This is a genomic window from Gimesia maris (assembly GCF_008298035.1).
GTDB lineage: Bacteria > Planctomycetota > Planctomycetia > Planctomycetales > Planctomycetaceae > Gimesia > Gimesia maris.
Genome location: NZ_CP042910.1, coordinates 6,464,046 through 6,484,758, shown reverse-complemented (window position 1 = coordinate 6,484,758; position 20,713 = coordinate 6,464,046). Strand labels below are relative to the sequence as shown.

General features: G+C 53.9%; 19 protein-coding genes. 6 read left to right on the top strand and 13 right to left on the bottom strand.

The features are described 5' to 3' along the window. Window positions 1-348: 348 nt before the first annotated feature. Window positions 349-1,632 carry a hypothetical protein gene (locus tag GmarT_RS24125; RefSeq protein WP_198139464.1) on the bottom strand — a complete coding sequence of 428 codons (1,284 nt, stop codon included), beginning with the start codon at window positions 1,630-1,632 and terminating at the stop codon, window positions 349-351. Window positions 1,633-1,879: 247 nt separating this feature from the next. On the opposite strand from GmarT_RS24125, the gene GmarT_RS24120 reads away from it, so the two are divergent. The 3 genes from GmarT_RS24120 to GmarT_RS24110 are packed head-to-tail and all read left to right on the top strand — an operon-like array spanning window position 1,880 to window position 3,901. Next, window positions 1,880-2,179: a Dabb family protein gene (locus GmarT_RS24120; protein ID WP_149303355.1), complete on the top strand. Its 300-nt coding sequence runs from the start codon at window positions 1,880-1,882 to the stop codon at window positions 2,177-2,179. A gap of 33 nt (window positions 2,180-2,212) precedes the next feature. Further along, a complete protein-coding gene (locus GmarT_RS24115) occupies window positions 2,213-3,676 on the top strand; it encodes a neutral/alkaline non-lysosomal ceramidase N-terminal domain-containing protein (RefSeq protein ID WP_149303354.1) in 1,464 nt (487 codons plus the stop codon). Between the two features lie 24 nt (window positions 3,677-3,700). Continuing rightward, window positions 3,701-3,901: a DUF3565 domain-containing protein gene (locus GmarT_RS24110; RefSeq protein WP_149303351.1), complete on the top strand. Its 201-nt coding sequence runs from the start codon at window positions 3,701-3,703 to the stop codon at window positions 3,899-3,901. 151 nt (window positions 3,902-4,052) lie between these two features. Here GmarT_RS24110 and hmpA read toward each other — a convergent pair whose 3' ends face one another. Next, window positions 4,053-5,294 (bottom strand): NO-inducible flavohemoprotein, encoded by a 1,242-nt coding sequence (gene hmpA / locus GmarT_RS24105; RefSeq protein WP_149303349.1) that lies wholly within the window; start codon window positions 5,292-5,294, stop codon window positions 4,053-4,055. A 133-nt stretch (window positions 5,295-5,427) separates the two neighbouring features. Here hmpA and GmarT_RS24100 point away from each other — a divergent pair, with 133 nt between their 5' ends. Continuing rightward, on the top strand, window positions 5,428-5,853 hold the full coding sequence (locus GmarT_RS24100; RefSeq protein ID WP_002649839.1) for an RrF2 family transcriptional regulator: 426 nt from the start codon (window positions 5,428-5,430) through the stop codon (window positions 5,851-5,853). Window positions 5,854-5,992: 139 nt separating this feature from the next. Here the strand turns inward: GmarT_RS24100 and GmarT_RS24095 are convergent, their stop codons facing one another. From GmarT_RS24095 to GmarT_RS24070, 6 genes are all read right to left on the bottom strand, one after another. Next, window positions 5,993-7,051, bottom strand: a complete 1,059-nt coding sequence (locus GmarT_RS24095) for a hypothetical protein (protein ID WP_149303347.1) — start codon at window positions 7,049-7,051, stop codon at window positions 5,993-5,995. A 150-nt stretch (window positions 7,052-7,201) separates the two neighbouring features. Further along, on the bottom strand, window positions 7,202-7,696 hold the full coding sequence (locus GmarT_RS24090) for a hypothetical protein (RefSeq protein ID WP_149303345.1): 495 nt from the start codon (window positions 7,694-7,696) through the stop codon (window positions 7,202-7,204). 690 nt (window positions 7,697-8,386) lie between these two features. Then, window positions 8,387-8,935, bottom strand: coding sequence for a formaldehyde-activating enzyme (fae, locus tag GmarT_RS24085; RefSeq protein ID WP_002649831.1), 549 nt, complete (start codon window positions 8,933-8,935; stop codon window positions 8,387-8,389). 80 nt (window positions 8,936-9,015) lie between these two features. Further along, on the bottom strand, window positions 9,016-9,885 hold the full coding sequence (locus GmarT_RS24080) for a phytanoyl-CoA dioxygenase family protein (protein WP_149303343.1): 870 nt from the start codon (window positions 9,883-9,885) through the stop codon (window positions 9,016-9,018). Between the two features lie 11 nt (window positions 9,886-9,896). After that, entirely contained in the window at window positions 9,897-11,213 is a 1,317-nt protein-coding gene (locus GmarT_RS24075) for an acetylxylan esterase (RefSeq protein WP_149303341.1), read from the bottom strand. Window positions 11,214-11,499: 286 nt separating this feature from the next. After that, complete coding sequence (locus GmarT_RS24070; RefSeq protein ID WP_002649658.1) at window positions 11,500-12,831, bottom strand: acetylxylan esterase; 1,332 nt, start codon at window positions 12,829-12,831, stop codon at window positions 11,500-11,502. A 184-nt stretch (window positions 12,832-13,015) separates the two neighbouring features. Here GmarT_RS24070 and GmarT_RS24065 point away from each other — a divergent pair, with 184 nt between their 5' ends. Continuing rightward, window positions 13,016-13,339 carry a hypothetical protein gene (locus GmarT_RS24065; protein WP_002649660.1) on the top strand — a complete coding sequence of 108 codons (324 nt, stop codon included), beginning with the start codon at window positions 13,016-13,018 and terminating at the stop codon, window positions 13,337-13,339. Window positions 13,340-13,411: 72 nt separating this feature from the next. Here the strand turns inward: GmarT_RS24065 and GmarT_RS24060 are convergent, their stop codons facing one another. Further along, the gene (locus GmarT_RS24060) at window positions 13,412-15,634 is read right to left on the bottom strand and encodes an amino acid permease (RefSeq protein ID WP_044240586.1); all 2,223 of its coding nucleotides are present in this window, start codon (window positions 15,632-15,634) and stop codon (window positions 13,412-13,414) included. A 47-nt stretch (window positions 15,635-15,681) separates the two neighbouring features. Then, the gene (locus GmarT_RS24055) at window positions 15,682-16,635 is read right to left on the bottom strand and encodes an IS110 family RNA-guided transposase (protein WP_002643830.1); all 954 of its coding nucleotides are present in this window, start codon (window positions 16,633-16,635) and stop codon (window positions 15,682-15,684) included. A 629-nt stretch (window positions 16,636-17,264) separates the two neighbouring features. Here GmarT_RS24055 and GmarT_RS24050 point away from each other — a divergent pair. After that, window positions 17,265-17,723 carry a hypothetical protein gene (locus GmarT_RS24050; protein ID WP_002649665.1) on the top strand — a complete coding sequence of 153 codons (459 nt, stop codon included), beginning with the start codon at window positions 17,265-17,267 and terminating at the stop codon, window positions 17,721-17,723. Between the two features lie 65 nt (window positions 17,724-17,788). Here the strand turns inward: GmarT_RS24050 and GmarT_RS24045 are convergent, their stop codons facing one another. The 3 genes from GmarT_RS24045 to GmarT_RS24035 form a co-directional block, all read right to left on the bottom strand. Continuing rightward, on the bottom strand, window positions 17,789-19,516 hold the full coding sequence (locus tag GmarT_RS24045; protein WP_002649666.1) for a CocE/NonD family hydrolase: 1,728 nt from the start codon (window positions 19,514-19,516) through the stop codon (window positions 17,789-17,791). Between the two features lie 122 nt (window positions 19,517-19,638). Then, complete coding sequence (locus GmarT_RS24040; RefSeq protein ID WP_044240590.1) at window positions 19,639-20,127, bottom strand: GNAT family N-acetyltransferase; 489 nt, start codon at window positions 20,125-20,127, stop codon at window positions 19,639-19,641. A 110-nt stretch (window positions 20,128-20,237) separates the two neighbouring features. Further along, window positions 20,238-20,708 carry a GNAT family N-acetyltransferase gene (locus tag GmarT_RS24035; protein WP_002649668.1) on the bottom strand — a complete coding sequence of 157 codons (471 nt, stop codon included), beginning with the start codon at window positions 20,706-20,708 and terminating at the stop codon, window positions 20,238-20,240. Between the last annotated feature and the right edge of the window lie 5 nt (window positions 20,709-20,713).

The following is a 20,713-nucleotide window of genomic DNA, read 5'->3' as shown; positions in this document are numbered from 1 at the left end:
GAAGTTGTTGATCTGGTTTGAATGTCTCTCCTGACAGTTTCCTGTTGTCTATGACAACCCCGGATTGCATCCGGGGCCATCCGTTATTTCACCATTAGCCGTACGACGTTAGCCGCGGTTAACGGACATTTCGGAAAGAACGGTGGCTAACTGGATTCACGCTCCCGTGTGCCACGGTCCGGCTCGTCCGACCGTGTCGGGAAAGTATAGGATGCTCGGATCTGAAACGAATCCAGCAGCTGCGACCTCCTGCTCGCTCCGCTCGGCCCGAATTGCATTCAGGCTTACCCCTTATCATGTATCGTGTCATTTCGTGCTTTTCGTGGTAGCAAAAAAGTTTCACTGTTTTTAAAACAACCCGCGTTTACGGGCTTTCCAGTAGGCGGCCAGATGGTAGATGATGCCGCAACTGGAGGTCTGTTCGTAGTCCATCCGCAGGATGATTTTTTCCAGATCCTGTTTCTGTGAGTCGGTGATCGACAGGTCGGTCACCATCAACGGGACGAGCGAGAGTTCCCCTGCTTCGCGAATCGCATGCCACACGCGTCGGTAGGCGCCCCACTGCGGATTGCGATACTCGCCTTGCGTGATCCATTTTTCGGCCTCTCGCCAGTCGGGCCCCAGGACTGTCAGGTCCAGGTCATACAGGGCTTTGCGGGCATGACTGATTTTCGAGAGTGCCTTTTCCGCCGTCTGTTTCATCAACCCGTGCAGGTCGGCTTTGAGTTCGGGATCCTGTTCCAGCTGATGCAGCAACTCGAACGAACATTGCATCTGCACATACACGTAAGCCGCATGATGTTCGTCCGGTTTCATCGACTGGGTCTGTCGGATTGCCGGCGTCAGGTAGTGGCGGTACTGTTTCCGATACTTTTCCTCCCCCGTCACATCCCAGGCCGCCGCATAAATCATGGGCAGCCGCGCTGCTTCGTGAGGACGCACGTTCCACATCCGACAGATGCCCAGCGGGCAGCGTTTTCCGTCCGCCCGGAGAAAATCATAGTTCGTCTCTGCCGTCACATTGGCAATCATCCGGTCGGCGACCGCAGACAGGATCGCACGGATCTCCTGTTTCGTTTCCTCATTGCAGAGCGGGCTGTGATAATACCTCCACAAGCCGTGCACACAATGTGTGTATTGATCGCGGGACGAGTTGATGTAGACGCTTTTCCCATCTTCCACACAGACCGCGCGGGCAATGAAACCGGGGACGCCATGCACGGTCGCGCAGAGCTTGATGCCTTGAAACACGTTGTCGATATCGGTTTTCAGTTTTTCATTCCCGGTGACGTCGTACATGTCGACAATGGTACTCAGCATGGCTCCCCCCAGGATCATGCCGTCTTCCATCCCAGTGCTGTATCCACACGGATTGGGAAACTGCCGCTTGACCTCTGCCTCGGTCGGCAGATGACCGAGTTCTTTGCCCGGCTCATAGCTGCTGAGATAATCATAAAACAGATGTGTCTTGGGCCGATAAAACCGCGTCCAGGTCACCTGCCATGCCTGATCGATCTGCTGTTTCAATAATTCATTTTGATCGGGCTCGGCGCCACTCACAGACAGACTGCAAGAACAGAGCAGAATGAAATAATAGAGTGTCGAAAATCTTCTGATTCGAAATTTATTCATAAGTTGGATTTCAATGTCTCTCAATATCCATGTTTGATTCATCTGAATAAGCGATTCAATGACAGGCTGAATCTTCATGCTATTCTGTGCAGATCCCGGTCACCAGAACTCGTTCGTGTCATTTCGTATTTTTCGTGGTAGAAAAAACAGGTCCCGATATGATAGCATAATTAACGTTCTTAATTTACCATGTAAGTCAGCATCAACGGCTAAATGAAATCGATATTGAACAACAGGAAAGTCACCCGTGATTGAACATACCGTCACCTTTCGCCTCAAACATTCGCACGGTTCTGCCGAAGAAACCACGTTCCTCACCGCGGCCGCGGCCCTGGCGGAAATTCAGGATGTCAAAGACTTCGTCATCCGTCGCCAGACCAGCCCCAAAAATCCGCATACGTTCGGCATCAGCATGCGGTTCGACACGCAGGAACAATACGACTTCTACAGCAATCACGCTGCGCATCAGACATTCATTCAGGAGCACTGGCTCAACAGCGTCGACGATTTCCAGGAAGCCGACTTCGAACCCCTTGAAAGTGCCTGAAACAAAATCATCCCTTTGCCGGAGGAGTATCCCATGTCCGACCACCTGTTTTCAGATTTGAAGCGATTGTTCTCACTGATACTCCTGGTTCTGCTGCTAGCGACACCCTCGCAGGCCGCCGAGTTGTACGTGGGCGCGGCAACCACTGATATCACACCCAAACTGCCGGTCTCTCTGACCGGCCAGATGCGAACCCGCATCGCGAAAAAAGTGGAAAGTCCGGTCACTGCTACCGCGCTGGTAGTGGAATCACGCGAAGGAGACAAATCACTCGAACACGCTGTCTTCGTCTCCTGCGACCTGGTCTGCATTCGCGGCGGCATTCATGAAGCAGTACGCGAAAAACTCAAAGGCAAAGTGCCCGGCCTTGATCTCAAGAAGGTCATCATGAACGCCACGCACACCCATACTGCTCCTACGATGATTGAAGGACGCTACACGTTGCCGGAAACCGGCGTCACCAAACCGGCCGAGTTCGTGGAATTCGCAGCGCAGAAAATCGCCGACGCCATCATCGAAGCCTGGAATAATCGTCAGCCGGGCCGCGTCGGCTGGGGACTGGGGCATGCGGTTGTCGCACAGAATCGGCGGGCCCTGTACGAAGGGGGCTGGGCGAAAATGTATGGCAGCACCAGCGTCAAAGATTTTCGCGGCATCGAAGGCTATGAAGATCACGGCGTCGAAGTTCTCTTTTTTTGGAACAATGAAGACAAACTGATCGCCACCGCCGTCAATGTCGCCTGCCCCGCACAGGCCGTCGAAGGTCGCTCCGCTGTCAACGCCGACTACTGGCATCCCGTCCGCGAAACATTAAAAAAGAAGTACGGCGACCAGCTCTGCGTGCTCGGCTGGACCGGTGCCGGCGGTGATCAGGTGCCCCGCCCCATGTATCGCAAATCGGCCGAAGCCCGCATGATGAAGCTGCGCGAGTTGACACTGCTGGAAGAGATTTCACGTCGCATCGTCAACGCCTGGGAAGAAGCCTACGCCGGTGCCCAACAGGAAAAACATGCCGACCCGGTTCTGAAGCACGAAGTCAGAACCATCGAACTTCCCCGGCAGATCGTTTCCGATGAAGATTATGCCCGCGTGAAAAAAGAGGTTGTCGCGTACGCCGATGATCCTTCGAAGGTCTGGATCAAAAACTGGAAACAGCGTGTCCTCGATCGTTACGATGCCCAACACGCCGGCACAGAAAAGCCGTATGAGATGGAACTGCACACCCTGCGACTGGGCGATGTCGCTCTTGCCACGAACGATTTCGAACTTTTCACCGACTTCGGCACCCAGATGAAATCCCGCAGTCCGGCCCTGCAGACGTTTGTGATCCAGCTTTGCGGCCCCGGTTCCTACGTACCCAGCGAACGCGCGGTGCGCGGCGGCAGTTACAGCGCGATCATCGAAAGCAACAACGTCGGCCCGCAAGGGGGACAGGTCCTCACCGAAGAAACCCTCAAGTCAATCAACGGGCAGTTCAAAAAAAGTTCCAGCGACTGAGCAACGATTTCAGCAGGACACGAAATGCAGCAGCCCATTACCGGTTATCATACTGACGAAGAAGGACACTGGGTCGCAGAGCTCGCCTGCGGCCACTATCAGCATGTCCGCCACAACCCGCCGCTCGAAGAACGCACCTGGGTCACAACCGCAGCCGGCCGCGATTCAATGCTGGGGCATCAACTCAACTGCAAAAAATGCGACGAAAACGCACCACCCGATTAAACGGTGATAGTCCTTACGTCGCACGTGAGGAACCCAAAATTAGCCCCGGTTGTGCCTCGTCTGTTATTAAACCTCTTAATGTCAAACGGCTTCTGAATGAAAACCCATCCAGAAGCCGTTTATCATTGACAGTCACTTCATAAAAACCACATCAGCCAACCGCAGCTGCGCTCTCGATATCCTGTCGCGGACCGAAGAATTCAAAGTGAAGCCGATCGTCGCCCACATCCAGTGCCTGCAGACTGCGATACACGTTCTGCATGAAGGCTTTCGGCCCGCAGAAATAGTATTCGGCGTCTTCAAACGGCGTCCATTCCCGCAACAGGCTTTCGCTGACAACACCCGTCGCATCACAGCGCTGCTGTTCCACATCCCCTTCCAGGGGCTGATCGTAGATCACACGTGTCTGCACCTTTGAACCATTCGTCTGCAGCTGCTGCACTTCTTCCGCAAAGGCATGCGTACTGCTGTTGCGGGCGGCCTGCAGCAGGTAAACGGGCCGTTCCGGCTGAGTCGCGACCAGTGTTTTCGCCATCGCCAGTAACGGCGTGACACCAATTCCACCCGCCAGCAGTACCACCGGGCGTGTCGACGGGGAATCTGCTGCCAGTGTGAACTCACCACAGGGAGGCCCGATCTGCAGCGTATCGCCGAGCTCAACCTGCTCATGCAGATAATTTGAAATCAATCCACCAGGCGCATCCGCCGTCAACGGGTCTTCCTTCTTCACACTGATTCGGTAATATCCCTGTCCCGGCTGATCCGAGAGACTGTAGTTCCGCGGAGAAGTCGGCGTGGTGGGGTGATCGATCTTCACCGTGATATACTGTCCCGGCTGATAGTCGGGAATCGGCTGACCATCGGCTGGTTTGAGATAGAACGAAGTCACTACATCGCTTTCCTGCTCCTTACGATCGACGACAAACGAACGGTAACCGTTCCAGCCCCCGACCGCCGCCTGTTGGGCTGCATAGATCTGTTGTTCGCGTCCAATACAGACATCCGCCAGCAACTGATAAGCTTCCCCGACCGCAGCCAGTACTTCGTCGGTCGCACCGTCCCCCATCACCTCTTTGATGGCTGCCAGTAGATGTTTGCCGACAATCGGATAGTGCTCGGGTTGAATACCCAGCGAACAATGTTTCTGCGCGATCAACTCGACTGCGGGGGTCAACGCTGCCAGATCATCGATGTGCAGGAAATAAGCACAGATGGCACCCGCCAGTGCTTTCTGCTGACCGCCCGAATGCTGGTGGGCCTGGTTGAAATAGGCCTGCACTTCGGGGTTCTCCTGGAACATGCGTTTGTAGAAAACCCGGGTGACCGTTTCCGCATTGGCGGCGACCGTCGGCGTGATTTCCTTGACAATTTGGATCGTTTTAGCGCTTAACATAATGAGTTCTCCCCAGAGAAACCTTGAAATACAGGTTAAAACTGTTATACTACACCAAAAGGTATAGAATATAATTCTGCATGTCAAGGTGTAGAATTGAGGATATTTTTAAAAAACGACCTGGAACTCCGAAATGCTCTCTAAAACTCACGAATATGCCCTGCGCGCGGTCGCCTGTCTGGCAGGACAACCCGGAAAACCGGCATCAGCCGACTTCCTGGCCGAGCGGACCAAAGTCCCCCGTCGCTATCTGACGCGCGTCCTGCAGGACCTGGCGGCATCGGGAATCGTGAGCTCCAAAAGCGGACCCAAAGGGGGCTACGAACTGATTGCAGAGAGCGGCGAACTGACGATTCTGGATATCGTCAACGCCATCGCTCCCCTGGAGCGAATCAAAGCCTGTCCGCTGGGGCTGAAGTCGCACACCAGCCTGTGCCCGCTGCATGCAGAACTGGATCGCGTTTATGCCGAAACCGAAGCCGCCTTCGCACGCGTCACGATCAAACAGCTGCTGGAATCCACCAGCACCATCATCCCCCTGTGTGATATCAAAGTCTGAACCGCTGCTTCGTCGTCTGCCAGAACTGTTTCTTACCCAATGAAGTATTACAGGGCGCAGCAAAAAAGCGATGGCTGCCTGAAAGCGGAAGCCATCGCCTCGTTACGCTGATGAGCTGTCGGCAAGCGTACCGTTATGATTAACGAGTACTTTGCTCATCGCGATTGGAATCTGCTGTCTCCTGACGCGTTTCGCGCGCTTCAAGTGACTTGCGAGATTTCATTTCACCGCGAATCGTACGTCGGGTCGGTTCGCGGACATCGATGCTCTGTCCGTTCACGCGGATCAGTTGCGCGATCAGTGCTTCCTGATTATTAATTCTGCCTTCCCGCGCCAGCAGTTTAATGGATGTCCCTTCCGAGATCTCCACATCTTCAAATTCACTGGCGGGTCCCAGATTGACACGTCGGGTTTTCTCTTGTCCATTCAGTGCTAAATCAGCAACGAGGAACCGACCATTGCGTCCCCGGAAGCTGGTCTTTCGCGTATTCTGGATGGTTCCCTGGAATTTTCTCAGTCGCTGTTGCTGGGGAAGTTGATTCTGGATCGACTCGCCTTCGAAGGAAACGAACTGCGCCATGACAGCGGCTTCATCATTGATTCTGGCTCGAACGCCTTTGACATTGATTTCGTCACCTTTTTCCAGGTCAAGCTGGCTCACTTTCTCTTTCGTTCCCAGGCAGACTCGCAGGGTTTTGCCTTCATCGGTCTTCAGCTTCGCGACCATCTGTTTCTGGTCTGAAGAAGTCATTTTCTTTTCCTGAAGATTTTTGATTTTACCGGTGAGCTGCACCTGCTGGGCTCGCTGGCCGCGCTCTCCGCGCTGCAGGCGCGCCGAACCCCGACGTGCTTGAGATCGCTGCCGACTCTGGTTCTGGGCTTTTTCCAGGTCGTACAGAAAAATCGTCTCGACGGCGTCGTACATACCATCACGGTCATAGTCAACGCCCACATGGACCCAGCCTTCCATATCCAGATGGTAGCGGTTCTGATTACGATCTGTTGATGACTGCTGTCGCGCGCGGTCCCCGCGCTGCGAATGTGGTTTGTCTTTTGAATGTCGACTTTGTTTCTGCGCTGATTTCTGACTTGATTGATCTTGTTGAGATCTGGTTTTGTCATCAGCCTGTGCCGGCACAACCAGTGCCACAGCCAGACCAAAGGCAGACGTATACAGTACAGACTTACTGAAATTCATTAATCAAACTCCTTTAATTGTTGTTGACTCAAATTATTTTAGATTTCGGAACTTTCAACAGGAGAAGGAAACCGTGCCCCGCCGGGAGAAAATCACTTTGATCCAGCGGGTACACGGATCGTCCCTCAACGCTCTACTCTCCCCCTGAGCTTAGTCCCACCAGTCATCAGCGGTGTAATATCGATCGTAGTCGTCGGAGTAACTGGAGTCGTATCCTTCCTCACTGCGATCCTCTTCCCACCAGTCGGAATCCAGATATTCTTCATTTTCCGGACGAACTCCCTCTCCATAGAATTCATTGGTAAAGAAGTAATCTGTATTGGGTTCCCGGTAATCTCCGTAACGGTTTTCCGATTCGCCATCTTCCCACCATTCTTCCGGCCAGTCATCGTCTTCGTAGTAATGGTCATCGCCATAGAATTCGTCGTCATAGAGGTCAGATTCTCCATAGCGATAGGTATATTCTTCCTCGTCGTCGTACCACCAGTCGTCGCTAAACCACTGCTCGTCTTCATTTTCGTTGTCGTACCACCACTCTTTGTCGAACCAGTGGTCGTCTTCGTATCTGCTTGTTCCCCTCTCAAAAGCCGGGTCGATATCGCGACTGGAAATAGCCGGCTCCTGAGCATTCACTGAATTTAACACTGCGCCACTCCAGGGGTTCAGAAACAAAGATAAGGTTAAGATGAAGAAATACTTCGACATCTGTATTACCATTACGATCTCCTTCTCTTGAATATGTAAAAGGCATTGATTTCGGCTTTGACCGCCGACCCGCTGCAGTAGTTCGCGCTTCTACTGCGACATTCTTTCAGATGCCGGACACTCGTTGAGAGTCATCAACCTGATCGAGGTGCCAGGTTCGCTGCATCCGAAAACGTGCTCGCACATCGTGCAACCTCTCAGCATTCCCTGCCGGCGTTGCGATGACTGAAAAATGTGCAACAGATATGCCAGCCATCAAAAACCTCACAGAAAGTATCGCCGGATGGCCTTCCTGTTTTTTCAAAGTGGGGATGAAGACTGCAGTTGTCTTTTTCGATTCCTGTTTCTCTTCGCGAAAACGATTCGTTAGCGACGGTGAATTGATCGTCAACAAAACCGTTTTTTGCTTCTGATGTGTCTGCTCAGCTTTCAGACTGGTCGCGCAGCGCACAGTCGACTGATTTTTCTCACCACGGCAGTCACGTAGAGACGTAAAAAAAACGAGCCCCGTCAGAAACAGGCCTCGCTTTTGATTGTCACAATTGACAGGTTTACTCTGCAGAATTGTCGTGGCTCCCTGTCCGCTGATGCAGCTCAGTTCAGGGACGACAGCTTGTCACATCGAGCCGCTTACAGAGTTCCGTCCAGACCTTTCTGGTAGTACTTGTGTGTGATTTCGTCCTGGTGTTCCAGCAGCCAGTCGATGGTGGGTTCGTTGTGCATCGCTTTATGTATCGCCAGCGCGGTCGCTTTACGATGAATTTCGAACAGCGCTTTGTGGTCCAGGTTCTCGTCGGTGGCAGCGCCAGGATTCAGCCAGACCGAACAGATAATGCCCAGATCATTCGCTTTCTCTTTGGGCAGATCACCTGCGCGAACGGCATCCAGCACCCCATTGGCAATTGCCGCCTGCACGGTTCCCATCAGAATATTCGTGTAGGCACTGCTCTTGACGGTCACCTTGCTCACCATCAGCGTGACCGGTCTGACCTGGATATCGGTATTCAAAATCGCAAACACTTTCGAGTGACCCGCCGACTGCCCGCCGGTTAACGTGGCAATCGCCGTTCCCACGGGACCATCCAGTTCGCCAATCACCACTTCCGGTTCCGCAGCCGTAAACGGGGGACCGCCGGCGACCAGACATTCCCCCGTACGCATGATAATTCGTTCGCTCATCAAAACACTCCTTGCAGGTTGAACAGGTTTGGTTGTAGAACCCTCACCCTACTCAATCGCTGGCCAACCTGCAACCGGACTCACTCATACCGCTTCGGACTGATTCCCGGCGCAGAACTCGCCATATTATCGGGCCGGTTCGGCAGATCATAGTCAATCTTCTGCGTGTTCAGGCTGCGAAACAACGGTCGCACGTTTTCGGGTAACGTCTGCACCTGCTCCGGGTCGTAATCGGGCACTTCTCCAATTGGCCCCGCCCACGCCGGGCGATAGGCAATCGCCAGCAGGTGCCGGTCGGTATCGCTGAAATTGGGATAATTGGCGTGGAACACTTTCTGGTTGATGATCACCGCCGAGCCTGCCCGGCAGGTCACCAGTATTTCATCCTCATGCGAAAGATAACGCCGATACGGGTTGCCGTCCGCGTGCAGTGAAAGATGCGAGCCGGGAATCACTTTGAACGGGCTGTGCTCAGGCGTCAGGTCATCCAGGTAATACAGTATCCGCACCAGGCAGGGCGAACTCGCACCCAGCCCGAAGATTTTCGAACCGTAAGGCTGCGCATCCGTATGAATGGCGATTCCCGGATGACCCGGCTGTGAAACCGCATAGGTACACGACGTACAGATCAGCTCATCCCCGAACAGCCGTTCCAGGAACGAGATCATCGCTGGCAGCGCAATCGTTTTGATCACGGTCGGCGAGTCGGTCCACTGTACGCCGCTGAATCCCCGCTGATGCGCGCTGTAATCGGTCCCCTGTGTCGGCAGTTCCATCAGCTCTTCACGGATTCCCGCAATCTGCTCTGCGGACAACAGGTCTGGTATGACGACATATCCATCCACCTCCAGCGAACGAATCTGCTGTCCCACACTCAATTTCGCCCAGTCGGTTTCGACCTGCTTCGCCGCAGCAACTTCCTCACGTGTGTTCGTAAACGATACGTCCATCACACAATCTCCTACTTGTCTGCCTGCTCTTTCACATGTTCCAGCACGGCATCAAAAAATGCCTTTTGAATATCCGCTGGGGCAGCGTGGCCCATCAGGGGTTTGTTGATGATCTGCTTTTTGCCTTTTAACTGGTTATAAGCCGCATAACAGCTCGATGGAGGACAGACTGCATCGATAAAGCCTACACTCATGATCGCATCGGCTTTCGCCCGTGTGGTGAAGTTGACAGCATCGACATACGCCGCCGCTTGCAACTGGGTGGGATCGGGTTTTCCGTTCGCACCGGTTTCAACCAGTTTAGGCCAGCCGTTAATCCGGCCAGCAGCGCGTCCTGAATGATCGCAGATCGCAGGGACCCCCGTCGCGATAAACGTTACCCGTTCATCCAGACCGCCGGCTGCCAGTGCCTGGCCGCCCCCCTGGCTGTGGCCGATGACAATCAGGGTCTTCCCGTCCCATTCCGGCTGCGATGTCAGAAAATCAATGGCCCGTACCAGACGCAGGAACATCCCGCGGAAGTAAACCGTCTCGCGACTTTCACGTCCCTCCTGCCGATAGCCTTTCAGTTTACCCTGTGCCAGATCACTGTAATATTGAGCCGTGTTCCCATTCGGAAGACCGTGCGCGTTGATGTCCATCGAAAGCATTCCGAATTTCGCCCCTTTAACGGCGTTCGCCAGTGAGGAACTTCGCACCCCGGCCCCGTGCACCCATAGAATCGCCGGCAGGGGGAGAGCATGAGAACCTTTCGGCTTCCCGAAATAACCGGATACAGGAGCCCCTCCCAGGCAATCCACCTGCACATCGAAAGTTTCCACCTTCGCATCCGGCGAATTGACCGCAGTCAGTTTGGCTTTGGCAGGTACTTGTGCCAGCTGCTTTTTCTGATCGGCCCAGAACTCATCGAAATCCGCTGGCACCGGCTGGCTCAACTGGATCTCCTCGGGTGAGAACCCTACTGCAGCAATCTTCGTCTGGTTCACCGGGGCACCTGCCTTGACCACACAACGCAGAAAGATCGGCTTGTCGGATGTCACGGGTACCGGTAGAATCGGTTTCTTGCCCAGTGTCATTGTTCCTTCGGGAAAACCGGGCGCACCAGTGATAAAGTCATCTACGAAATACGTGACTGTATATCCTGAGGACAGCTTGCCGTTCTTAGTCACCGAAACAAGGAATTTCGCCGTTTCACCGGTTTTGTAAATCGCATCGGGACGATCAGTCACCACTTTCAGTTCATACTTGTCTGCCGCGACAGCGATCGCAGACAGTGACAGAAGTAATGTCAGCGGCAGGACTATATTTTTCAGAAGTCGTGGATACATGGTGTGTTCCTGTGATGAGGTTACTAGCTCAGACCAGAGTCTCTCTACCAGTGTAACAGACACACCCTTAAAGAGAAGCCGTTCTGTTTTCCGGACTTAGTTCACGGCAGTAACTAAATCAGATATTGCAGGCAGCCATCGGTGTCGGCAAACCGCAAGACAGAAAAAGATCCAATAAGCGGCTAAGGTCTTCGGTTCAAATGCGACCTGTCTGTTTCCCGCAGAATAATAATTTCAATATCAAAATCAACCGCCGGTCATATTAGTAATTCCTGGAAAATAGCCCCTACTTCCCTGCCTGCTCCTTCACATGTGCTTTCACCGCATCAAAAAATGCTTTGTGAATGTCACCGGGAGCGGCGTGGCCCATCAGGGGTTTGTTGATGACCTGCTTCTTGCCTTTTAACTGGTTATAAGCAGCGTAACAACTGGAAGGGGGACATGTGACGTCGATGAAACCGACACTCATAATCGCATCGGCTTTGCTGCGACTGGCGAAGTTGACGCCGTCTACATACTGAGCTGCTTTCAGTTCCTCGGCGGCAGGCGTTCCGTCGGGCAGTGTGGTGACCAGTTTCGGCCAGCCATTGATGCGTCCGGCAGCCCGTCCGGAATGATCGCAAATCGCAGGCACGCCGGTTGCGATGAACGTCACTCGGTCATCAAGACCACCGGCAGCCAGCGCCTGTCCGCCTCCCTGGCTGTGGCCGATCACGATCAGAGTTTTGCCGTCCCATTCCGGTTGGGAAGTCAGATAGTCTATCGCCCGAATCAAACGTAAAAACATGCCGACAAAATACGTCGTCTCGCGGTTCTCTCGACCGAAGTGCGGATATCCTTTGAGGGGGCCCGCATACTGTTCTTTATAAAATTCTGCTGTTTTGTCGTTAGGCAGGCCGTGTGCGTTGATGTCCAATGACAGCATGCCTGCGTTCGCTCCTTTGATGGCATTGCCCAGTGAGGAACTGCGAACTCCCGCGCCGTGGACCCACAGAATCGCAGGCAGGCTCTTGGGTTTTGCATCTTTCGGTTTCCCCAGGTAACCGGAAACCGGCGCTCCGCCGAGACAGTCCACCTGCAGGTCAAAACATTCGATTTTCGGGTTTGTCTGCGTGACCGGCGTCAGCTTCGCTTTGGCAGGGACTTCTGCCAGCTTGCGTTTCTGTTCCGCCCAGAACTCATCGAAGTCAGCCGGAACGGGCAGACTGGGTTCAATCTCCTGTGGTGAAAACGCCGCCCCGGCGGTTTTTGTCAGTTTTTTGTTCGCATCCAGGGTGACCACACAGCGGAGAAATCCGGGTTTGTCCGCCGTCACTTTGACTACCGCCGGCTCGCTGCCCACGGTCAGTTTTCCGTTCGGATAATCAGGACCACTGCTGATATAATCATCGACTCGATATGTTATCGTCTCGCCACTTTCATCAGCCAGAGGTTTTCCGTCTTTCGTCACGGAGATCAGAAACGTCGCCTCTTCCCCTGCTTTATAAATCGCATCGGGCCGATCCGTCACGACTTTCAATTCGTACTTCTCAGCTGCCATTACAGACTGACACAACGAAAACGCAACCGCCGCCGCGATCAGGGGACACACAATATTTCTCAGCAGTAAGTGACGCATGTAATATTCCTGTTTGATAGTGATTTCAGATACTCCGAGTGGTAATCTTTATTCTATCAGACTCCGCAGCGAACGGAAGCCAAAGAGAAATGACAAATCGTCCGACGGCTTCTTTACTCAGATCTCGAAAATAAATTCGTTGAGAACCAGGTCAGGTTGGTATAATAAAATCAGGCGTCTATCCATGCATGGCGAATCACAGTTCCTGAAAATTCTGCATGTTCTGGCAGTCGCGTTTACCACATCAGTGTTGTTTCTGTGGCTGAACACAGCCGTGATGCGTCTGGACGGGATGACCAGGGTCTCTCCCGCAGCGCAGTCACAGCAGTTCTTTGCTCAGATCCTCGGTGCACTGCTGGGATTGGTTCTGGGAGTTCTCTCCTGGCATCACATCACCAGAAAACACCCCACCTGGGATGTAAGAATTATCGCGCTGGGTTGCATGGTATTTCTGTTGGTCGTGGCCGTCGCTGAAGAGTTATTCGAACGTCTGTCACAATTCCTTTAGGTCCACACAAAACGGCACAATACGACACGCTCACGATGCACAACAGGAGCCAGTCAAGAAGCCTGTTTTAGGTTACGATTCCAGTTCCATGCCGCCGGCACTTTCGATGAAGAGCACGCGCGGCAGATCTCCGACGAATGATTCCATGCGGGCAAAGAACGCAGCTTCAGCGCTTTCTTCAGGCGGTTCAAATCCGAGAATCACAACCGCCGCTTCTGCCGAGGTTTGTTGAATCGCCTGGGCAGGATCGGAAGAGACCACAATCACCGGTTCGGCGGCAATTCGCGCGGAGGCGGAAAGTTCTTCGATGTGGCGTGTCACTTCATCGACCGCTTCGTCATTCACAACGGCACGCAGCACGCGAATCCGGTTGCGGCGCCAGGCGGGGTTCTGATGTAACAGGTGCGCCAGCAGCAGCATCAGTGATCCATTCCGCCGGCCACGCCACCAGACGTCGATCGTACCGATGGGGACATCCCAGGGATCAACCATCGGGCCTGTGGGTTCGCCTTCATCTTCCCGATAGCCAAGAAAACGCAGCGCGATGATACTGCGGCCCAGTCGGGAAACAAGACGAACGGTCGACCCGAAAGACTCTGACTTCTGGGGATTGTTCGGCCAGCCCAGCAAAACGGTGTTTGGTCGCAAACCGCCGATGCCGTGACATTGCACCAGCGCTTCGACACCATCCGAAAGATATTCCGAGACCACCACTGCCGGAAACGCGAGCAGTTCTTCTTTCGCGATAAATGCGCGCAGGGTGTTTTCGAATTTCTCGCGGCGTTCCGCATGCTCCTCGATATCTCCCGTGACCACGTGCGCAATCGAAAGAATGCCGTGCCCTGCCGTGAGCCAGTGACCGTAGACCGCTAAATGTGGTCGATTCCAGGCTGTGCCACTTAATGTCAGAATGATCGGCCGCCAGTTCTTGGGATGATAGGCTTCCTGTTCAAGCTTCAACAGACTTTGACGGGCACGCTCGAATACCATACCGCTGTGCAGATCGCCCCAGCGGGACTCGACTTCGCGATAGTGGATAAACCAGTATAAGCCGCTGATCACTACGATACTGGCACTTGCCCAGATCCAGTTGATCAAAAACATCACCGCCAGGCAGCCCACCGTGCCCGCTAAAGAGACCGACCAGTGACAATAGCGGAACGTCGGTCGATAGCTGGGATTCTTCGTGATCGCTTCGTAAAACGTCGCCAGATTCAACAAGCCGTACGTGATCATGAAAAACATCGTGATGATGGGAGCGATGGCATTCAGGTCGCCCAGCAGAATACAGATCTGGGCGATCACGAACGTCAGTACGGTTGCCCTGCGTGGCTCACGACTGGAGCCGCTGCCCGCACCAAAAAACGAGAGCCGTTTGAAAATATCATCACGAGCGAACGCCTGCAGAATCCGTGGCGCGCCCATCATGGAGCCGAGCGCCGACGAGAGTGTCGCGGCGAAGACGCCGGCGGTAATCAGCACCGGCCAGACAGAAATGTTTTTCATGATCAGGTTGTTGTCGATCAGATCCGCATGAGGCCGCGTGCCCCCCAGCACGAATGCCAGTGACAGGTATATCACCGCGGTCACGATGACGGCTCCCAATGTCCCTTTCGGAATGGATCGCGAAGGGTTTTTCAAATCCCCTGACATATTGGCTCCCGCCATGATGCCGGTCACCGCCGGGAAGAAGAGTGCAAACATTGTAAACAGCGATTCGCCCGCGTCGTAATGGGGCATGAGATTCTCGCGCATGATACCGAACTCAAAGCTGGAGAAAGCACCCAGATAGAAAGACGCCAACGCTGCCCCCAGGATGGCGAGAATGAAATACTGAACTTTGATGGTCCAGCCTGCGCCGATATACACGCAGACGAATGTCGCGACATTGATCAGCGTAGCGATAAGGACGAAATGGCTTTCCCAGGCAGAGAAGGTTCCCACAAACGCCTCGGTAAAACCGATGACATACATGGCCACCGAAATGGCCTGCGCCAGATAGAACACAACGCCGATCGCCCCGCCGAACTCAACACCCAGGCTGCGGCTGATCAGGTAGTACGCACCGCCCCCCTTGACGCGCGTGTTGGAAGCAATGGCGGAGAGCGACAGCGTCGTCAGTGTGGTAATCGTTTTCGAAGCCAGCACGATCAGAATCGCATACAGCACGCCCGCCTGTCCGACCACCTGGCCGAACCGCAGAAACATGATCACCCCCAGGATGGTCAGCGTACATGGTGTAAAAACGCCACCAAACGTGCCGAACTTCATGCGCGGCTGGTCTTCCTGACTCATTAAGGGCTCACTGAAAATAAAGGGGTCAGCGACTGTCTTGGATTATGTCAAGAAGCAAGAAGATTTTGATCCCACGTCTGATTGTTTTTCATCATGGAATTCAGGATGGTGATAAACTTTCTCATGCAGGCTGTGATGGCCAGCTTCTTCGGTTTACCTCTTTCCAATAAGGACAAGTAAAATGCTTTGATGCGACTGTTCCAGCGCGTGGCTACTAAGGTCGCCATATAAAGGATCCGCCGTATCTGGCTTCTGCCGGCATATGTTCTGCGCTGCCCTTTGAATTTGCCACTGTCCCGAACGAGAGGAGCCAGGCCGACGAGCTTGGCGATCTGCTGCCGATTCAGTTGCCCGAGTTCAGGCAGCCCGGCAATCAGGTTAGCGGTTGTTGCCGGGCCGACACCTTTCGCAGAGAGCAGAATTTCGGACTTCTGTTTCATGGTCTGGTCGGCTTCAATGACCTTCAGCATTTCATTGTCCAGTTTTTTAAGCTGTTTCTGATAGAGTTGGATCGCCCGTTGAATGAAGGCCCGAATTTGCCGATCCTCAATTTGCTGCTGACGATTGGATTCCTGGGTAATCATACTTTGAACCTGTTCTCGACGAGTTGCCAGCAACTTGAGTTTCTCCCTGTTTCGATCGATTTTTCCCATCGTCCTCGGTTGCATCATCTGTCCAAAAGAGGCGATGATCCTGGCGTCGATGGCATCGTTTTTCTCAAGCTTCCCACAGGCTCTGGCAAAGTCACGAATCAGCTTCGGATTCACCACGGCACATGCAATTCCCTGGCTCTGTAAATATTTGACCAGTTTCTTTTCGTAGCCACCCGTGGCTTCCATGACGACGGTTGCGTTGAGCTTGATGATCTGCCGGGCAAGCAGCTTGAGGGAATCCTGCTGATAAGCGATCTTCTGCTGCTGGCCATTAATCGTATGGAAGAGATCGAGTGAATCTTTAGAAACATCAATGCCAACCACAGAAATTGAAGAGGAGTCTTTCATCGTGTGTCCCATCCTAGTAAAATACGAGCTCACCTGAGTGGCTCTAGCGACTGTTCGGGTTGAAAACGATGCGGCTCTGCGATCCAACTGACCCACGGTGTCTATCAGCACCCAGGACTCGACGATCTACAAAGTCGCAGCTCATCCCTGATGGCCATCAGGGATGAGCTCTTATCAATATAACCAGCCACATCAATTCTGTAAGCCTGGTCCAATGCCGCTCGTACCCGAGATACTAGGACTCTTTAAGCTGGGTGACCCATTTGAGGAATGCAGATTCGGCCTGCTTTAAAATTCGTTCGCACATCATTTTACCAGATTCTCGTCAGAAAAGAAGATAGACTCAGCCCTGCACACTGGCTGTGGCAAAAGAAAGCGCATGGGTGGGGAGGGATTTCTGCAGGACGGATTCGATGTAATATCTACAATCTCCCAGGTATTCAATCGTTTTCTCAGACGATTCTTGAGCCTTTCCTGTTCCTTGATTTCAGAAATTGGATATCCAGAGCCGATATGAAGTATCAGGCCGATTGTATGGATTAAGAAAACAGGGACGGCCTCCTGCAACAGGGCATTTTATTTTGCGTCACAGGCTTACCTGTCGCGCGTTCCGAGGATCAGAAATGAGCATGACGCAACGATGGTTACTGGTAACAGCGGGCGTACTTTTCATCGCGGGTGCAGTCTCTGCCTCTAGTCAATCAGACCAACCGGCTGTCGATCCCGGCGACCAGCAGGCCGCGTTGATGCTCGCGAAACTCGCCTGCAGTCAGAAGATCACCAATGGACTGGTCACGAAAGATTTTGACCAGATTCACCGCGGCGCCAACGAACTCAGCAGCATCTGCAATGCCACCGCCTGGGCGGCACATAAAGATCCCGTGTATGCACACCATCGCACCGAACTCCGCAAGCAGGCACAGAAACTCGCGAAGATGGCGCAAGAGAGAAATCTCGATGGTGCCACCTATTCCTACATGCATTCGCTGAATACCTGCATCAACTGCCACGAATACTGTCGCGATGTGTTAAGCATCATTGACGACTCCAAAGTCAACCTGAAAGTCGTCCCGATTCCTTCTAATTAGCCGCAGGGCCTTAGCCCCGGTTGTCTCCCGATTTGTATGGGCCTGTCAATCGATCACCGCAACTCTTACTCCCGGCAAGGCAATATAATCCGCGACGGCCGGACCGCATCGTGATACACTTGTTCGGTCGCGATTTTCGTCCCTTTGCAGAATGGTCCTTCCCCCGTATTCGGATTCCGATCGAACAGCGGGAAGTAGGCACCGCAGATATCCACACGCAATCGATGACCGGCTCCGATCTGGGCGGCGATCGGTCCCAGGTCGACGGTGATTTCGTATTCTTCGCCCGGATGCAGAGCCGTCGGTTTCAATTCTGAATCGCGGAATCGTCCGCGCAAAATTCCCACCGCCAGATTCTGCGCGAATCCGTCGGGGTGGACGTCAATCAGTTTCACCACCCAGTCCGCATCAGGCGTGTCGGCGGAAACATACAGCTTTGCCTGCGCATTGCCCGCGAACGTCAGCGGCTCCGTGTAAGGTTCTGACGTATAAACCAGCACGTCGTTTCGCTTTTCAATCGGACGCTGATCCACGGGAGCCCAGGTCGCTGCGATCAACGGACGTTTCTCCGTCACCGGGCAGGCAGGCGCAGGATCAGCAGGGTCTGCTTGGAAACGGTCCGCAGGTTCCGCAGTCACTGGCGGACAAATATCGAGCTTGCCATTCCCGGCACCGGTATTCGCGCTGCCCTCCGAATGCAGATAAAAGGCCGTCGGCGTAAAACCTTGAGGCGGCCAGGTCTGTGCTTCCTGCCAGACATTATCGCCCATCGAAAAGTATCTCACAGGCACAGCAACGGCAGGCGTTTTGGCGGAGTCCGCTTTCAGGTATTGATTGAACCATTTCAGGTTCTCGCCATCCTTGTCGATGACTGCGTTCTCACCGAAATCGACGTCCCCCACTTTCGCACGACCGATTGAGCCATGATCCCAGGGGCCCAGGATCAGCTGCTGACGTTGCTGCGTTGCCAGATCGGTAGACCAGTGCTGCATTCGACTGAAGTTGCCCACGGTTTCACGCGAGAAGAAATCGTAGTAGCCCACAATATGCTGCATCGGCAGTTTCAGATCGACGATCTCAGCCGTCAACTCGGTTGGCTTCCAGTAACCGTCATGTCGTGGATGCGTCAGCATGCCTTCCAGCCAGGGGATCGACCAGCCAATCTGTTCGTCGATTTCACTCATCGGCAGATGCAGCAGCGTTTTCCGCCAGTCGTCAGTGACAGTTGCCTCTTCCGGCTTCTGAGAATTTCCCGCTGCCCAGCGCGTGATCAGCGAGAGCCGCATCGCACCGCCCAGGTACAGATTGCGATAAAAACTGCTGAAGGTCGCCGTCGGTGCAATCGTCACCAGTCCCGGCGGTCGTTCGTTGGCTGCCAGCCATTGAGTGGCACCGACATAGGATGCGCCCCACATACCGATGCGACCGTTGCACCACGGCTGTTTCTCCAGCCATTCAATCGCATCGTAGCCGTCGCGGCCTTCGTGATCGTAAGGGTAGAACACTCCCTCCGACTGAAACTTGCCGCGACAGTCCTGCACGACGGCGACATAACCGGCGGTGGCAAACCGCTCTGCCGTTTTTTTAACGCGGTCTTTGTTGTAAGGAGTTCGCATCAGCAGCACGGGTGCCTGTTTGAGACTGGGATCGCGGTAGACGTCGGTCGCCAGCAGCACACCATCCCGCATCGGGACCATGACGGTTTCCTGAGTGATGGCAGACGTTTCCGCGGCTTCCAGCCAGGAAGTGACGAACAGACAGAGACAGACAGCCAGGACGTGCGCGCGTTTCATGGGCAGAGTCTTTCTTGAGCAGGAGTAATCAGTTCGAGATCAGGCAGGTCGCTCTGTTTTTCTTACCAGCTTCGGACCGAAAGTGCAATTCCGAAGTGAATTCTGGTGCGCTTCATCGCGTGTCAGTTCAGCATGAGTTGCAGATAGGTCACGTCCAGGACTTTGCCGAATTTCTTTCCGACCTCTTTAAATGTACCCACGACTTCGAATCCAAAACTCTGATTGAGATGCAGGCTGACCTCGTTCCCTTCCGCGACGCCGGCGATCAGTGTGTGATAACCCAGGCGGCGTGCTTCTTCAATGATCGCCTGCTTCAACTGCCGCCCAATACCCCGGCCGCGATGAGAGGCTTTGACATAAAACGAGGTTTCCGCCGTATCTGCATAAGCCTGTCGAGGACGCCACTGGGAAAGACAGGCCCAGCCCGCGATCTGGTTGTCCACGACAGCGACAAAAATCGGATGCCGTTCGTCATGCGATTCAAACCAGGGCAAGCGTTCGTCCCGTGTCATCGGTTCCATATCGAAGGTCGCTGTTGTCGTCAGAATGGCTTCGTTATAAATCTCGGTCATCGCATCGAGATCCGCTAATGTCGCTAGCCGAATATTCATCGCCGCCATGCCTTTTGTGAATTGGAAAGAGGTGAGAGATCAGCGGTTGCCCGAAACCGCCGGAGTTCTCTGTTGATTAATGACGCCGGTTCCCTGATTCTGGTTCGCTGCTAAACCAGGCGTTCCAGTTTGACAACATGAAGTTCGTGGTACGTTTCGCTGACACACCAGGTTGCTGTCTCTTCATGGGTGATGCGAAAGCCCAGTGTTTCAAACAGGGGGACATTGCCTGTCTCCCGGATTGTATCCAGCACGACCGCAGGCTGTCCAAGTTTCTTTGCTTGAATACAGATCCAGTCCAGTAATTGCCGCGCGATACCTTTGCGTTGAAAGTCGGGATGGACAGCCAGGCCGATGACATGGATGTGATCGGCATGCAGATCATATTGAACGGTTGCCACAATGGGGCCGTCCAGCTCAGCCACGATTCGTGTGCCAGCCTGAGCACGTTCCGCCTGGCGGGCCAGCGCAGCGCCGGTGGGACGATAGATGGAACGCAGCGGTGCAAACGCCGTTTCAGAAACGGTGGTCGCTGCTGCAGCGTCCGCGGGTGTCGCTTCCCGAATCAGAATGTCGTGCATGGGAG